General features: G+C 66.7%; 15 protein-coding genes and 3 tRNA genes. 6 read left to right on the top strand and 12 right to left on the bottom strand.

Annotated features, from left to right (window positions below; all coding sequences use genetic code 11):
• Positions 1-19 precede the first annotated feature (19 nt).
• Positions 20-1003 (bottom strand): DMT family transporter, encoded by a 984-nt coding sequence (locus AC1DCT_RS13165; RefSeq protein WP_477429713.1) that lies wholly within the window; start codon positions 1001-1003, stop codon positions 20-22.
• Between the two features lie 39 nt (positions 1004-1042).
• Here AC1DCT_RS13165 and AC1DCT_RS13170 point away from each other — a divergent pair, with 39 nt between their 5' ends.
• On the top strand, positions 1043-1546 hold the full coding sequence (locus AC1DCT_RS13170) for a MarR family winged helix-turn-helix transcriptional regulator (protein WP_477429715.1): 504 nt from the start codon (positions 1043-1045) through the stop codon (positions 1544-1546).
• 27 nt (positions 1547-1573) lie between these two features.
• Here AC1DCT_RS13170 and AC1DCT_RS13175 read toward each other — a convergent pair whose 3' ends face one another.
• Positions 1574-2173, bottom strand: a complete 600-nt coding sequence (locus tag AC1DCT_RS13175; protein ID WP_477429717.1) for a GNAT family N-acetyltransferase — start codon at positions 2171-2173, stop codon at positions 1574-1576.
• A 153-nt stretch (positions 2174-2326) separates the two neighbouring features.
• On the opposite strand from AC1DCT_RS13175, the gene AC1DCT_RS13180 reads away from it, so the two are divergent.
• The gene (locus AC1DCT_RS13180) at positions 2327-2578 is read left to right on the top strand and encodes a hypothetical protein (RefSeq protein WP_477429718.1); all 252 of its coding nucleotides are present in this window, start codon (positions 2327-2329) and stop codon (positions 2576-2578) included.
• 54 nt (positions 2579-2632) lie between these two features.
• Here the strand turns inward: AC1DCT_RS13180 and AC1DCT_RS13185 are convergent, their stop codons facing one another.
• The 8 genes from AC1DCT_RS13185 to AC1DCT_RS13220 all read right to left on the bottom strand — a co-directional run bounded on the left by AC1DCT_RS13185 (position 2633) and on the right by AC1DCT_RS13220 (position 7926).
• Positions 2633-3262 (bottom strand): dihydrofolate reductase family protein, encoded by a 630-nt coding sequence (locus AC1DCT_RS13185; protein ID WP_477429720.1) that lies wholly within the window; start codon positions 3260-3262, stop codon positions 2633-2635.
• A gap of 74 nt (positions 3263-3336) precedes the next feature.
• Complete coding sequence (locus tag AC1DCT_RS13190) at positions 3337-4182, bottom strand: DUF6597 domain-containing transcriptional factor (RefSeq protein WP_477429722.1); 846 nt, start codon at positions 4180-4182, stop codon at positions 3337-3339.
• Positions 4183-4467: 285 nt separating this feature from the next.
• The gene (locus AC1DCT_RS13195; RefSeq protein ID WP_477429723.1) at positions 4468-5319 is read right to left on the bottom strand and encodes a hypothetical protein; all 852 of its coding nucleotides are present in this window, start codon (positions 5317-5319) and stop codon (positions 4468-4470) included.
• Positions 5320-5369: 50 nt separating this feature from the next.
• Positions 5370-6569, bottom strand: coding sequence for an AAA family ATPase (locus AC1DCT_RS13200; protein ID WP_477429725.1), 1200 nt, complete (start codon positions 6567-6569; stop codon positions 5370-5372).
• 203 nt (positions 6570-6772) lie between these two features.
• Positions 6773-7309 (bottom strand): DUF1643 domain-containing protein, encoded by a 537-nt coding sequence (locus AC1DCT_RS13205; RefSeq protein ID WP_477429727.1) that lies wholly within the window; start codon positions 7307-7309, stop codon positions 6773-6775.
• Between the two features lie 292 nt (positions 7310-7601).
• Positions 7602-7674: transfer RNA gene (locus AC1DCT_RS13210), tRNA-Phe, on the bottom strand.
• Between the two features lie 78 nt (positions 7675-7752).
• A tRNA-Asp gene (locus tag AC1DCT_RS13215) sits at positions 7753-7826 on the bottom strand.
• Between the two features lie 27 nt (positions 7827-7853).
• A tRNA-Glu gene (locus AC1DCT_RS13220) sits at positions 7854-7926 on the bottom strand.
• Positions 7927-8182: 256 nt separating this feature from the next.
• Here AC1DCT_RS13220 and AC1DCT_RS13225 point away from each other — a divergent pair.
• On the top strand, positions 8183-9538 hold the full coding sequence (locus tag AC1DCT_RS13225; protein ID WP_477429729.1) for a peptidoglycan DD-metalloendopeptidase family protein: 1356 nt from the start codon (positions 8183-8185) through the stop codon (positions 9536-9538).
• A 106-nt stretch (positions 9539-9644) separates the two neighbouring features.
• Here AC1DCT_RS13225 and ppa read toward each other — a convergent pair whose 3' ends face one another.
• Positions 9645-10136 carry an inorganic diphosphatase gene (ppa, locus tag AC1DCT_RS13230; RefSeq protein WP_440734989.1) on the bottom strand — a complete coding sequence of 164 codons (492 nt, stop codon included), beginning with the start codon at positions 10134-10136 and terminating at the stop codon, positions 9645-9647.
• A gap of 161 nt (positions 10137-10297) precedes the next feature.
• Between ppa and tilS the strand changes: the two genes are divergently transcribed.
• Positions 10298-11287, top strand: coding sequence for a tRNA lysidine(34) synthetase TilS (tilS, locus tag AC1DCT_RS13235; protein ID WP_477429731.1), 990 nt, complete (start codon positions 10298-10300; stop codon positions 11285-11287).
• A gap of 67 nt (positions 11288-11354) precedes the next feature.
• Here the strand turns inward: tilS and AC1DCT_RS13240 are convergent, their stop codons facing one another.
• Complete coding sequence (locus AC1DCT_RS13240; protein WP_477429733.1) at positions 11355-11963, bottom strand: DUF937 domain-containing protein; 609 nt, start codon at positions 11961-11963, stop codon at positions 11355-11357.
• A gap of 120 nt (positions 11964-12083) precedes the next feature.
• Between AC1DCT_RS13240 and hpt the strand changes: the two genes are divergently transcribed.
• Together hpt and ftsH are read left to right on the top strand one after the other, a co-directional pair.
• Complete coding sequence (hpt, locus tag AC1DCT_RS13245) at positions 12084-12635, top strand: hypoxanthine phosphoribosyltransferase (protein WP_477429735.1); 552 nt, start codon at positions 12084-12086, stop codon at positions 12633-12635.
• A gap of 122 nt (positions 12636-12757) precedes the next feature.
• Positions 12758-14761, top strand: coding sequence for an ATP-dependent zinc metalloprotease FtsH (ftsH, locus tag AC1DCT_RS13250; protein WP_477429737.1), 2004 nt, complete (start codon positions 12758-12760; stop codon positions 14759-14761).

Consider the following 14761-nt stretch of genomic DNA (forward strand, 5'->3'; position numbering starts at 1 on the left):
TCGCGTCTTGATGGTGCGTCTATCTCCCCCGGGGCGGGGGCGCGAACTCCTTCACGCCTCGAGTCGTCCCTGTCAACAGATCCCAGAGCGAGCTGACGAGGGACGACGTGGCGGACGGGAGCGCTGCTGCGGCGCGCGCTCGCCGTCGTCGCGCCGCGAACCCGTCCAGCACGAGTGGCGCGGCGATGCCGATCAGGACCAGCGCCAGTCCGGCGAGCTGCCGCCCCTCGAGCACCTCGCCGGCCACGAGCACGCCGAGCAGCACGCCGGTGACCGGGTTGAGCAGACCGACGAGACCGACGGTGCCGGAGGGCAGGTGCTTGAGCGCTGCGAACCACGCGACGTTGGCGACGGCGGTCGCGACCAGGGTCAGGTAGCCGTACGCGGCCAGACCCGCGCCGTCGACCACGGGCGGCGGGCCCTCGACGACGGCCGCGAACGGGATGAGTGCGAGGCCTCCGAAGACGAGCTGCCAGGCGGTGGACGGGAGGATCCCGACCTCGGCGTTCCAGCGCTTGGCGAGGATGAACCCGATCGACGACATCGCCATCGCGGCGATCGAGGCGATCACGCCGCGAGGGTCGACGGAGTTCGTGGTGCCGAGCAGCATCAGCGCGACGCCGCCGATGCCGACGAAGGCGCCGAGCAGGCGCAGGATTCCCGGTCGTTCACGCAGGATCGCCCAGGCCGCGAGGGCGATCGCGACGGAGGAGGTCGCCATGATCGTCGACGCGATGCTCGTGGGCAGCAGCTGCGCCGCGGCGTAGACGAGCACGAAGAAGGCCCCGACGTTGAGGGTGCCCAGCACGGCGGACTTCCACCACCAGGAGCCCCGGGGGAGCCGTCGGACCAGGGCCAGGAGCAGCAGCCCGGCGGGCAGCGCGCGGATGGCGGCACCCCAGATCGGCGAGTCGGGGAGCCATTCGCGCGTGACGAAGTAGGTGCTGCCCCAGGCGATCGGAGCGATCATCGCGACGACGAACCAGCGCCAATTAGTTTCCATGGAAGACACTATAGCTTCCACGGAAGATATAGTGAAGGGATGACGGAGATCGACGACCAGGTGACGCGGATCCAGCAGGCGTGGCGGCGGGAGCGCCCCGATCTCGACGTGACCCCGATCGGCACGATCGGGCGCCTGCACCGGCTGGCGCTGGCGCTGACCGAGGAGCTCGTCGCCGTCTATCGCGAATACGGGCTGTCGGAGGGCGACTTCGACGTGATGGCCGCGCTGCGCCGTTCCGGCCGGCCGTACGAGGCGAGCCCCACGGACCTGGCGGCCTCGACCATGATCACGAGCGGCGGGATGTCGAAGCGCCTGGACCGGCTGGAGGGCGCCGGGCTCGTCACTCGGCGGGCCGGATCCGGAGACGGACGCGGCCGGGTCGTGGCGCTGACGACGAAGGGCAGGGAGCTGATCGACGCCGCCTTCGCCGATCACGTCGCGAACGAGCAGCGGCTGCTGGCGATGGTGCCGGCCTCGGAGCGGAAGGCGCTGGAGGCGACCCTGGCCGGCTGGCTTGCGCATTTCGAAGCCCGGGACTGACCCCGGCGGTAGGTGCCACCCGCGGGATCAAGTGGTCTCGACGATCCGAGCGACCACGCACCGGTGCGGTGAGATGGCGCGCACGCGGCGGAATCCGTGCTTCTCGAACGTCGGCATGGTCCCGGTGTGCAGGAAGGATCCGGAGACGCGACGGTCGTCGGTCTCCTCGGGGTAGCCCTCCACGGTGCCGCCGCCGAGATCCGCGATGGCCGTCAGCGCGCCGCCGAGGGCAGCCGACGCGACGCCTCGCTTGCGGTGGCCCTTGCCCGTGAAGAAGCAGGTGACCCGCCACTCGGGGAGTGTCGTGAGGCCCTTCTCGTATGCGCGGCTGCTCTTGATTCGCGGCACCTCGGCCGGGCTGCCGAACTGGCACCACCCCACGCAGGCGTCGCGGTCGAACACCAGCGCCGCGTGGGTGGTGCCCGCGGCGACCCGTTCTCGCTTCTCAGCGCGGTTCCGCTCCGCGGTGCGCGCGGGGTCGTTGACGTTCACGTGGAACCCCATGCACCAGCATCCGCCCCAGACGCCGCCGTTGGCCTCGACGAGGGCCGCGAACGCGTCCCACGTGTCCTGGCCGAGCAGCCGGACGGCCAGCCCGTCGGAGGTCTCGTGGAGGACGTCGCTCATCGTCCCATTCTGAGACCGCGGCCACGGCGGGATCCAGTGCGGCGTCAGGGGGCCGGCGCCGTGCCCGAACGGACCCGAACGGTTGTCAAGGGGGTGACGGTGCACTGGTCCCGGACCTACCGTGGCGAAGAGGGGAGCAGGTGAGGAGGAACCATGGACAGTGAAGCGCTGCGGGGAGACGGCAATGGCGACCCGAACGAGCAGAATGAGGGACGGTACACGGACAGCGACGGAAAGCCCGTGACACGTCGCTCCCTGCGCGGCCGCTACACACGGACCGAGCAGGGCGGCCCGGACCGCGAGACCAAGGGCGCTTACACGGACGCGGACCACGCAGACCGCAGCGCCCCGCCGCCTCATTCGGTGCAGGATCGTCCGGGAAAGTACACCCGCCACGACCAGTAGGAGTCGGAAGACCGCCCGCCGATGCGACCCCGGCGGCGCGATCCAGCGCGGTGTTCAGGGACGGTCTGCCGGCACCGTATAGAGGGTGTGCAGCACTCCATCGCCCTGCACGACGACCGTCGGGCCCTCCAGCAGGTGCGGGCCGTCGATCTCTCCGAAGTACGGCCTGCCGGATCCGAAGACGGCGGGGACGACGTCCATCGCGACCTGGTCGACGAGCCCGGCTGCGAACACCTGGCCGCCGACGCGGCCGGCGTTGACGGCGACGATGCGATCGCCTGCCAGATCCTGCGCCACGGCGATCGCATCGGTGATGTTGTCGACGAAGTGATACGAGGCTTCGGGATGCCAGCCGTCCGGCTTGGGGCGGTGGGAGACGACGACCACGTGCTCGCCGGCGGGCGGGCGACCCTCCCAGCCGTCGACGAGGTCGAACAGATGCCGCCCCATCACGATGCAGCCGATCGACTGCCAGAATCCGCGGACGTACTCGGCCGACGCCGGCGACACGCGAAAGCCGCTCCCGGATCCCGAGTGGTCGTGATCTCCCTCTGCGATATCCGGCTCCGAGAGGATCGGGGTGTCCCCGTTGAAGTACCAATCGTGGAGCGGACCGACGCCGTCGTGATCGTCGGCGATGTAGCCGTCGAGGCTCGTCACGCTGTGCATGATCACCGTGCCCATAGTGGGTTCCCTTCGTCGTGCCGGACGCTGACGTCATGATCCTCGCCTGGCGTCTGACGCAGGGCTTGGAAAAATCACTCCGCGGGCATCGGGCCCATGTCGGGCGGGAACGCCGGCTCTTGCGGGAAGCGGCGCCGCAGCGCCAGGTAGTCGGTCGGCGTGCGGCCGGTGAAGTCGCGGAATTCGTTGATCAGGTGCGGCTGATCGAAGTAGCCGGCGGTCTGCGCGAGCTCGGCCCAGGTCGGCGGGGACGACGCGTCGACGGAGAGCACCACTCGGGCGAAGCGGTAGATGCGGGCGAGGCGCTTTGGGGTGACGCCGACCACGGACGTGAATCGGGAGGCGAGGCGGTTGCTGCTGAGGCCGGTCTCGCTCGTCAGGGCGGCGACGGTGCCGGATCCCCAGGACGACTCGAGACGTCGAGCCGCATGCTGGGCTGGCTCCCGCTCGTCCGGAGCGGCATCGACGAGTCGCGACAGCAGTTCTGTCTCGACCAGAGTGAGCCGCGCCGACGGGGAGTCGGCTTCCGCTAGCCGATCGCGGAGCTCGGACAGGCGCGATCCCCACAGCGCGTCGGCGGGCACGCAGCGATCCCGCAGCTCGCCCATCGGTGCGTCCACGAACGGTGCGAGGCCCCAGGGCTTGAGGTGCACGCCGACGACGTTCACCTCACGGCCGTACTCGATCACGTACCGGCGGGTCCAGATCCCGAGGAACCACGCGTCCACCAGCGGCTCGGGTGGGTGTGCACCCGACGGATCATGGAGCACGATCGGATCGCCGAGGTTGATCATGAGGTGGGCGGACGGCATCGGCGGCACCAGCAGCCGGTGCCGGTGGCCCGGGTCGCCGAAGAGGCAGTAGAGGTCATCGACGTAGCGGTCGAGCGGCGGAGCCGGCTTCCTGCCTACGTAGCGCACGCTGCCAGTCTTGCGCGCGGACGGGCTCGGGGACAGCCCTCTGTCGCCGAGGCCAGGTAAGACGAAACCCCCGCGAGGTAGAAGCCACGCGGGGGTTCCTGGAACTCGACCGGTATCGATCCAGTGAGCTTTCGAATGTCAGTTGGATGCTGCGGGGTAGCGGGTGCTCGTTGGTCGCCGTTTGCCGCGTGATTCTGCGGAAACAACCGGTGGTTGGCCGCGGCTGCTTGAGGATGGTTTCAGCGGGGTTCCCGGCACAGAACCGGCACATGGTGAGCGCGAGAGCTAGGCGTTGATTAGATCCCGAAGGCGCTCCGTGTAGGGTGCGGCCCAATCCGCTTCGAAGTCGACCGTGGCGAGGCAGACGCCAATCACATTGCGGTCGGTCGCCGGCGGCAAGGGGCGGGGTGTAGTGCCCTTTTGGACCAGCCATGAGAGGTAATGCGGGAGCCACTTTCCCTTAACAAGTTGGCCTTGGGAGCCCGATTCCTCCGCGTTCTTGACATACGCGTCAGCGGCGGTGAGATACTCGCTCCAGCCGTCGATCATCTGTGCGGGTCGGGCGCAAATGGCCTCAATCAGACTCGGTTCAACTGCTCCGTACTTGTCGACGTTCACAGTGGATCGTTGGGCGAATCGCTGGTCGCCCCAGGCGCAACGGGATGCGGCGAGGCGGAGCACGATCCAGTCGCGCCAGATTTGCGCGAGGGAGATCTCGGGATGCGAGATATCTAACTTTCGAATGAGTTGGCTTGGGAGCCCGAAAATCATTGGTAGAGCACGGTCGAGATCTGCATGCGCGATGATCTCTGCCTCGACGTCGGCGTGCTCTGTGTAGAACACGTGCGCGTCCTCGATTAGATTTTCGCCGAAGCGATCATCGTCGGAATCCATAAAGAAGATGACGTCAACCGTGGTGAATTTATTGGACTGGCGAAGCGCGTCACGTTGCGAAGCCAATTCGTACAGTTTACGAACGTGAGATTTCCCTCCTGCGGTCTTCCCGTCCACGCTGATCAACTCAGCCAGTACGATCTCGACCATAGCGTCGGGCGCGGCCTGCGAAAGTAGGGCTTCGTAGAACGGCGTGTCGAAATCTTTGCCTTCGACTACGGCCCATGCGCGAGTGCGCCCCATTTTTACTCGCTGCAGCCATGACGCGGCGTCGCGAACTAGCTTCCGTCCCATCAGAGCTCAAAGACGCAATGATCGTCTACGTCGATCATTAGTTCGGGGGAGTGCGTCGCGAGTATGAGCTGTGCTTGCGGGTTTACTCGTCGCATTGATGCCACAAGTCGCTTCTGCCAATCAACGTGCAACGACAGTTCTGGCTCGTCAATCATGATTGTGGAGACATCGATAGCGAGAGTCTCAAGAAGAATATGAAGTAGTTGCTTCTCTCCCGAAGAGAGAGCAGATACGGCGATCGACTTGTCGTCGATCATGACAGAAAGTGGATTGCTCGCGTGAAGCACATTGGATAGCTGCAGGTGCTTATTGCCAATATACATTTCGTCAACAACAGATTGGAGTTCTCTTTGGGGCCGCAATACATCATCGACTAGCTTCATGACCGCCTTGATCTTCGCAACGACATGGCGGTTTGGTTCGCTACTATAGCGACTCACGAAGTCACTGCGTCCTAGTGGGAGCTCAAGGCTTTGTTCATTGAGGAAATGTGCAACCAATTCGTAAGCGGCGTCAGGAGTCGTGGGATCGTCCTCGCCAACGGCTCCGTCGATGACGCCTGAGGACTTCCCTCCGAAAAGAATCGCCAGAACTTCTGCCAGCCCTTGCTGCTGGATATCGCGGATCTGCGCAAGGCTTTGACTGCTGTAACGTGTCCACACCGAGTTAACATGACGCGCGAATCGCTCCTCTGTCGACAGGCGTGAGCCCTTTTCAATCCTTGGCTGCTCGACGATGCGCGAGATCGGGAGATAGCGATGAGCGTAGTTGACCAATTTTGCTCGTTGGCTGTCAGGGGCTCGCTTTGAGAGTGTAGTGGGCCATGGGTTTTTGCTCTCCATCGACCTGGCGATTTGGCGAGCGAGGTCCTCATCAAAGTCGAGATGGGATAGCAAGTTCCAGTCCAGTTCAGGTTCGCTTGGCGCTGGAGATTGCTTTTGCTGCTTACCCCGTTCGTAGCGTCGCGTGACGTCGAGATCGCGGCTCTCGGAATGGAATACTACCTCGGCGGATTCGAACGGTAACTTGTCGAGCTCAGCGGTTGAATTCGACAGCGCGGCATCGAGGATGCGAAGGAGCGTTGTCTTTCCCGTTCCGTTTAGGCCCCAGAAAACGTTGACGCTTCGATCGAGGACGTGGTGAATTGTCCCTTTGTGGCCAGCAAGATTCGCAATCTGGAACTCTTTGATGTAAGTCACAAGTGGGTCTCTCTGCAGAGGAAGGCAGGCTTTGAAGCGATCATAGGGGGGTCTTCGGCGCTGAGGAGCGCCCGGACCGCAGCGCCGCGAGGACCGGACGCGCCGCAGGCGGCGCAGCCGGCCGCTAGGCCGGCCTTGAAGGAGCAAAGAAAGTTCTCACAGCTTGGTTGGTGCGCATCACCGGACAAGGCTCAAGCGATGATCTACCTAAGTCCCCGAAGGTACTGGTCCATGTCGAAGCGCTGGAGCGGCGTCCCTCCCCTCACGTAAAGCGGGTGGCGAGGATGCATCTTCAGAGTGGGGGCTCCGAGAGAAACCCAATCGCACCCCGCAGCAGCAGAGATTTTCACGAGATCCTGAAGCAGTGATCGCAAATAGACCCTCTTGGTGATCAAGTTGCCCCAGGCTGCGAGGAGCGTCAGCGGTCGTCCGGCGAGCAGCGCAGCGATATGACGCTCGTTCTCTGACTTCAGGTCTAGACGATGCTCCTCATCCATATCGTCCGGGTTTGTGGCTATCTGCGGGTAGATGTTCAGCATCGTCCAGCTGTCGTAGCCGTTGGCTGCCGCGAAGCTCATCACTCGCTTCACGGTGGGATCCGGAACGCCCGGCACGGCGGTGCTCGGGTTGATGCCGAAGCAGACAAGCGGGTTCCGACCCTGCGTACCTAGAACGAAGCGCGCCGAGTTGTCGGGTGTGCGCTCCCATACCCAAGGGCTCTGCGTTGTCTGCTGCTGCACGCTCCCATCCTCTCCCTGAATGCCGACATCACAACCGCGTTGCGGTGCAAGGGACGCCTACCGGGCGTTAGGCGCATGAGCTACCGGCACCAAACCGGCACAAGCCTCGTGGGCCGGCGCGTTTCGTCTCGCTGCGCTCACTCAACGACCGGAGCGTCGTGCGCTCAACGATCGGACGAGAACGGCCACAGGGGAGCGGCTCAGAAACCGGCTCTCACCGGGGAAAAGACGAAACCCCCGCGATGTAGAAGCTACGCGAGGGTTTCTGGGGTGATTGTAACGATCACCCGTGTGGCTCCGACCGGCATCGATCCGGTGACCTTTCGATTTTCAGTCGAACGCTCTACCAACTGAGCTACAGAGCCGCACAAGCCTGAAGGTGGAAGCTTCTGACCTGCGCCCTATACGACAGGCCTTTCCGAGGAAAGGCCTGTCGCTTGGAGCGACCCTGACGGGACTTGAACCCGCGACCTCCGCCGTGACAGGGCGGCACGCTAACCAACTGCGCTACAGGGCCAGAACTATGAAATTGTATCGGAAAGAGTGACCCCAACGGGATTCGAACCCGTGCTACCGCCGTGAAAGGGCGGCGTCCTAGGCCGCTAAACGATGGGGCCGGAGGCGAACCTCGGGGGTTCCCTTGCCGACGCTCAAGCATAAGGGGTTCTTGAGGGAAAACACCAATCGAGAGCGCGTCGCTCTGGATCCCGGGCGTGTCAAGGCGCACAATGGGAGTTGGTCCCGTCCCGTCCCCGAACGCTCGACCACCAGCCGTCGACCCGAAGAATTCCCGATCCCGAGCGGGATCCGAAGGTTGCTATTGAGGCTGATGTTGTTAGTGTGACATGAGTGAAACCGGCGAAAGGGAGCCGCGTGAACCATCCGAACATCGAAGACGCCCGTCGACCCGGACAGGCGTCGCTCGTTCGGCGTGCCCGCGCGGCGCGCCACGGACGCCGCCGCAGCGGTGTCGCGCTGAGCATCGCCACCGTGGGTGCGCTGATCCTCGGCCTTCTCATGGGTGCTCCGGCCGCCTACGCCGACGACTACCCCAGCTGGGATGACGTGCAGGCGGCGAAGGCCAACGAGGACGCCACCGCGAACGAGGTCGGCCGGATCCAGGGGCTCATCGCCACTCTCACGCAGAACGTGGCAACGACCAAGGCCGCTGCCGATGCTGCGAGCAACGAGGCGTTCGCTGCGCAGCAGGCCGCGAACGAGCAGGCCCGTCGTACCGACGATCTGCAGGCCCAGGCCGACGCGCAGAAGAAGATCGCCGACGACAGCGCCAGCAAGGCCGGCCAGATCGCCGCGCAGTTGTCGCGCGACGGCGGCGACACCACGGCCTTGCAGTTGTTCTTCTCGAAGTCCACGACCAAGACCGACGAGCTGCTGCAGCGCCTCGGCCAGATGGACCGTGTGCTCTCCGGCACGCAGGCCATCTATGACAAGGCCGTGGTGGCCAAGAACACCGCGCAGTCGCTGACGGATCAGGCCACCGCGGCACGCGCCGAGCGCGACCGCCTGTCCCAGGTCGCGCAGGACAAGCTCAAGGCGGCGCAAGCGGCGGCGGAAGCCGCCCAGGCTGCGCTCAACGATCAGCAGACTCACCTCGGCCAGCTGCAGGCGCAGCTCGCCTCGCTGCAGGACACGACAGCCAAGACGGTCGCGGGCTACCAGGCGGGCGAAGCCGCTCGTGCGGCTGCAGAGGCCGCGGCGGAGGCGGCTCGCCAGGCCGCCGCAGAGGCTGCTCGCCAGAACGGTGGCGGCGGTGGCGGCGGGAGCCCATCGGCCGGCAGTGGCGGCTGGGTGCGTCCGTTCGGCGGCTACCAGTCCTCCGGCTACGGTCCCCGCGTGCCCGACTGCAACTCCAACGGCTGCTCGTCGAGCTTCCACGAGGGCGTCGACCTCGCCGACGGCAGTTGCGGCTCGCCGATCTACGCCGCGCACTCGGGCAGTGTGTCGATGGCCTGGTACTACGGCGGCTACGGCAACTACATCCGGATCGAGAACAACGACGGCTCCGGGATGGGAACGGGTTACGGTCACATCGAGTACGGCGGGTTCAACGTCTATCCCGGCGAGTGGGTCAATGCCGGCGACGTGATCGCCTACGCAGGCAACACCGGCGGATCCTTCGGCTGCCACCTGCATTTCGAGGTGTACCAGGACGACTATCCGATCAACCCGATCAGCTTCATGGAGGGCCAGGGCGTCTACATGGGCTGATCCTCGGATCCTCACGCAAGAAGACCCCCGGGCCGCTGAGCGGCGCCGGGGGTCTTCTGCGTATCTGGCGTTCGGTCCCTTCGAGAACCTCAGGGACCGGAACGGGTCAGTGGCCTTCGTTGGCGAAGCGCTCGATGGCCTCGTCGAGGATCCGCTGCGCCTCGGAGGCGTCGCCCCACGCGTCGACCTTGACCCACTTGTTGGGCTCGAGGTCCTTGTAGTGCTCGAAGAAGTGCGAGATCTCCTTCTTCGTGTACTCGGCCAGGTCGTCGACGTCCTGGATGTGCGACCAGCGCGGGTCCTTGCTCAGCACGGCCACGAGCTTGTCGTCGCCACCGGCCTCGTCGCTCATCTTCAGCACGGCGACGGGGCGCACGTTCACGACCACACCGGGGAAGATGGCCTGGTCGAGCAGCACCAGCACGTCCAGCGGGTCGCCGTCCTCGCCGAGGGTGTTGTCGAAGTAGCCGTAGTCGGCCGGGTAGCCGAAGGTCGTGTAGAGCACGCGGTCGAGGTGCACTCGTCCGGTCTCGTGGTCGACCTCGTACTTCACGCGGCTGCCGCGCGGGATCTCGATGACGGCGTCGTGTGCGCCCATGCGTGTGCTCCTCAGAAAAGACGGTTGGATGCCGCGCACAAGCCTACTTCGCGTAAGGATCCTCGCGCGTGGGCCCCGCGCTCACCGGCGTCGCGCGCAGCGGTGCGCGACCGTCGCCCGTGCAGAGGGCGGCCGAGAACCGGTCCGGGTAGCGTGGGAGCGTGCCCTCCCTCTCTCCCGCCGTCGCCGAGATCCGACGTGCTGTGCGCACTGCGCTGGCGGCGCTGCCCGAACGACCGAGCACCGTGATCGTGGCGCTCTCCGGGGGCGCCGACTCCCTGGCGCTCGCCGCGGCGACCGCGTTCGAGGCGCGCGCCGCGGGGATCAGCGTGCGCAGCGTGACGGTCGATCACGGTCTGCAGGACGGATCCGACCGCGTCGCGGCCGAGGCGGCGGCGAAGGCGGCGGCGCTCGGCATCGAGGCACGTGTCGAACGCGTCGTCGTGGCCGAGGCAGGCGAGGGGCCGGAGGCCGGCGCGCGGACCGTTCGCTACGCCGCGCTGCGCCGGATCGCGCGGCGCGAGGAGGCGCCGGTGCTGCTCGGGCACACGCTCGACGACCAGGCGGAGACGGTGCTGCTGGGCCTGGCGCGGGGATCCGGCGCCGGCAGTCTGCAGGGCATGGCTCCCGTGCGGGTCGATGAAGACGGCACCGCGTGGATCCGCCCGCTGCTCGCCGTGCGCCGCGAGACGACGCGGACCGCCTGCGCAGCGGAGGGGCTCGAGCCCTGGGATGATCCGCACAACGCCGATCCCCGCTACCTGCGGGTGCGGGCGCGCGAGCGCGTGCTGCCCGTGCTCGAGGCCGAGCTCGGGCCCGGCATCGCCGAGGCGCTCGCCCGCACGGCCGAGCAGCTGCGCGAGGACGCGGAGGCGTTCGACGAGATGATCCACGAGACCATCGAGGACATCGTGGAACATGCCGAGGCGGGCATCTCCGTCAGCGCTGCCGCCCTCGCCGCGAATCCTGCGGCGCTGCGCAACCGCGTGATCCGCCTTGTCGTGCAGAGCGAGTTCGGGGTCGGCCTGACTCGCACCCAGACCGTGGAGGTCGCGCGCCTCGCGACGGACTGGTCGGGCCAGGGGCCGCTCGACCTGCCCGGCTGCACGGCCGCCCGTGTCGGCGGCCGTATCGTCTTCGCCGCCCGCTAAGAGCCGGAGACGACGGAACGCGACGCCCGGAGGACGCCGCGTTCCGAGGAACGGTCTTGCCGTCGCGTTACTTCTTGCCGCCGAGGAGGCCGCCGATCAGGCCGCCGATGTCGATGCCGCCCGCGCCGCCCGCCGCAGAACCCTGCTGGCCGCCGCCGAACAGACCGCCGAGGCCGCCCAGGACGCTGCCGAGTCCGCCACCACCCGCGGAGGAGCCCTGCTGCTGGCCGCCGCCGAGCAGGCCGCCCAGGATGTCGCCGAGGCCGCCGCCACTGCCGCCCGCGGAGGAGCCCTTCTGGCTGTTCGCGATGAGGCCCATCACGATCGGGGCGAGGATCGGGAGCAGCTTGCCGAAGTCGATGCCGGCCGTCTTCTGGTCGTTCGTCAGGGTCTGCGCGACCTGGTCGGCGTTGTCGCCGAACACGTGCGAGACGATCTTCTGGCCGTCGGCCTCGTCGATGTCGTCCACCGACGCCGCACCGGAGAACCCGTCGTGCTTGGCGAGGGCCGCCTCGATCGCGGAGGAGCCCTCCTGGGTCTCGGCGTTCTTGGCAAGGCCTCCCAGCAGTGCGGCGCCGCCCTCCTGCACCGCCTGGCGTGCGACGTCCTCACTGACGCCGAGTTTCTGGGCGATGTCGCCGATCGGCACCTGGTTGAGGATCTCGTCGATGTCCATGGGACTCCTTCCGTCCGCGACGGGGGCTCGGTTCCCCCAAGCGCAACCCCGCCTCTCCGCTCACAGTAGCGGGCGTGGCACGCCTGCGGGAGAACGGATCCGGTCGCGTAAAATCGATGCATGCGCGCTGCGGACATCCCCGACGATCTGACCGACATCCTCGTCACAGAGGAGGAGATCCGCGCCAAGCTCGATGAGCTCGCGGCGCGCGTCGCCGAAGACTACGCGGGCAAGGATCTGCTGCTGATCGGAGTGCTCAAGGGAGCGGTCATGGTCATGGCCGACTTCGCCCGGGCGCTGCCCTTCTCGGCGCCGATGGACTGGATGGCAGTGTCGAGCTACGGCGCGAGCACGAAGTCGAGCGGCGTCGTGCAGATCCGCAAGGACCTCGACACCGATCTGCACGGTAAGCACGTGCTCATCGTCGAAGACGTCATCGACTCGGGTCTGACGCTGAGCTGGCTTCTGGAGAACTTCGCCTCGCGCGGCGCCGAGTCGATCGAGGTGCTCGCCCTGCTGCGCAAGCCCGAGGCCGCGAAGGTCGAGATCGACTGCAAGTACGTCGGCTTCGACATCCCGCCGGAGTTCGTCGTCGGCTACGGCCTCGACTACGCCGAGCGCTACCGCAACCTGCGCGACGTCGCCGTGCTGGCGCCGCACGTGTACGCGTAAGGTCCTGCCCCTCAGGGGCCGAACGGCAGGCGCCGTCCTGAGCGAGCGGAGCGAGACGAAGGGTACGCCGTGGGCGAATCCCCAGGAGGGCCCCAAGTCTCTCGCGCTACGCTGATCTGATCATGGATGTCAAGAAGATCACGCGCAGTTGGCTGACCTATGTGGTGCTGATCGGCCTGTTCTTGGTCGGCGGTTTTCTGCTGATCAGCAACCTCGGATCCTCCTCGCAGGTCTCGACTCAAGAGGGTCTGGATCTGCTGAAGAAGGGGAGCGTCACGAAGGTCGTCAACACCGACGGCGACCAGCGCGTGGACATGACGCTGTCTGAGGAGTACAAGGGCTCCAAGACGGTGCAGTTCTACTACGTGCAGGCCCGCGCGGCCGACGTGGTGAAGGCGATCGACTCCGCCGATCCCAAGGACGGCTTCAACGACGCCGTGCCGAAGGCGAGCTGGTTCGACGGCTTCCTGTCGATCCTGATCCCCATGGTGCTGCTCGGCCTGCTCTTCTGGTGGCTGCTGTCCAGCGCCCAGGGCGGCAACAGCAAGATCATGCAGTTCGGCAAGTCCCGCGCGAAGCTCGTGAACAAGGAGAACCCGACCGTCACGTTCGCTGACGTCGCGGGCGCCGACGAGGCCATCGAGGAGCTCCACGAGATCAAGGAGTTCCTGCAGGATCCGGGCAAGTTCCAGGCGATCGGCGCGCGGATCCCGAAGGGCGTGCTGCTGTACGGCCCTCCCGGAACAGGCAAGACCCTGCTCGCCCGCGCCGTCGCCGGTGAGGCCGGCGCCCCGTTCTACTCGATCTCCGGATCCGACTTCGTCGAGATGTTCGTCGGCGTCGGCGCCTCCCGCGTGCGTGACCTGTTCACGCAGGCCAAGGAGAACGCCCCCGCGATCATCTTCATCGACGAGATCGACGCCGTCGGCCGGCACCGCGGTGCGGGCCTCGGTGGCGGCAACGACGAGCGCGAGCAGACGCTGAACCAGATGCTCGTCGAGATGGACGGCTTCGACCCGAACGCGAACGTCATCGTGATCGCGGCGACGAACCGCCCCGACATCCTCGACCCCGCGCTGCTTCGCCCCGGCCGCTTCGACCGGCAGATCGGCGTGGACGCGCCCGACCTCAAGGGCCGCCAGCACATCCTCGAGGTGCACGCGAAGGGCAAGCCGCTCGCGAATGGCGTCGACCTCGAGGTCGTCGCCCGCAAGACGCCTGGCTTCACCGGCGCCGACCTGGCGAACGTGCTGAACGAGGCCGCGCTGCTGACGGCGCGCTCGAACGCGCAGCTGATCGACAACCGCGCTCTCGACGAGGCCATCGACCGCGTCATCGCCGGCCCGCAGCGCCGCACCCGCGTGATGAAGGACAAGGAGAAGCTCATCACGGCTTACCACGAGGGCGGCCACGCGCTCGCGGCGGCGGCGATGAACTACACCGACCCGGTCACCAAGATCACGATCCTGCCGCGCGGAAAGGCCCTCGGCTACACGATGGTGCTGCCGTTGGACGACAAGTACTCGGTGACCCGCAACGAGCTGCAGGACCAGCTCACCTACGCGATGGGCGGCCGCGTCGCCGAGGAGATCGTGTTCCACGACCCGACCACGGGCGCGTCGAACGACATCGAGAAGGCCACGTCCATCGCCCGCAAGATGGTGCTGGAGTACGGCATGACCACCGACCTCGGTCCGGTCAAGCTCGGCACCGAGGGCGGCGAGCCGTTCGCCGGCCGCGACATGGGCCGAGGGCGCGAATACTCCGAGACGATCGCCGAGCGGGTGGACACGCAGGTGCGCGCGCTCATCGAGCAGGCGCACAACGAGGCGTACGAGGTGATCAGCGCCAACCGCGACATCCTCGACAAGCTCGCCCGCGAGCTGCTCGAGAAGGAGACCCTGGATCACAACCAGATCGCGGAGATCTTCACCGAGATCCGCAAGCTCCCCGAGCGTCCGCAGTGGCTGTCCAGCGAGGACCGTCCGGTGTCGCTGCTGCCCCCGATCGAGATGCCGCAGCGCGGTGTCGAGGTCGGTGCGGCGGCGGCCGAGGCGGCGCAGCCGTCGACGGAGCGCCGGCCGGGCACCGCGGGCGGCGGGAAGCCGCGCCCCGCGACGGCCTGA

This window comes from Microbacterium sp. 10L49, from assembly GCF_056395125.1.

Excerpts from the sequence above, each read along its gene's own strand:
- AC1DCT_RS13165 (WP_477429713.1), bottom strand. The coding sequence starts at position 1,003 with ATGGAAACTAATTGGCGCTGGTTCGTCGTCGCGATGATCGCTCCGATC.
- AC1DCT_RS13170 (WP_477429715.1), top strand. The coding sequence starts at position 1,043 with ATGACGGAGATCGACGACCAGGTGACGCGGATCCAGCAGGCGTGGCGG.
- AC1DCT_RS13175 (WP_477429717.1), bottom strand. The coding sequence starts at position 2,173 with ATGAGCGACGTCCTCCACGAGACCTCCGACGGGCTGGCCGTCCGGCTG.
- AC1DCT_RS13180 (WP_477429718.1), top strand. The coding sequence starts at position 2,327 with ATGGACAGTGAAGCGCTGCGGGGAGACGGCAATGGCGACCCGAACGAG.
- AC1DCT_RS13185 (WP_477429720.1), bottom strand. The coding sequence starts at position 3,262 with ATGGGCACGGTGATCATGCACAGCGTGACGAGCCTCGACGGCTACATC.
- AC1DCT_RS13195 (WP_477429723.1), bottom strand. The coding sequence starts at position 5,319 with ATGGGGCGCACTCGCGCATGGGCCGTAGTCGAAGGCAAAGATTTCGAC.
- ppa (WP_440734989.1), bottom strand. The coding sequence starts at position 10,136 with ATGGGCGCACACGACGCCGTCATCGAGATCCCGCGCGGCAGCCGCGTG.
- AC1DCT_RS13240 (WP_477429733.1), bottom strand. The coding sequence starts at position 11,963 with ATGGACATCGACGAGATCCTCAACCAGGTGCCGATCGGCGACATCGCC.
- hpt (WP_477429735.1), top strand. The coding sequence starts at position 12,084 with ATGCGCGCTGCGGACATCCCCGACGATCTGACCGACATCCTCGTCACA.
- ftsH (WP_477429737.1), top strand. The coding sequence starts at position 12,758 with ATGGATGTCAAGAAGATCACGCGCAGTTGGCTGACCTATGTGGTGCTG.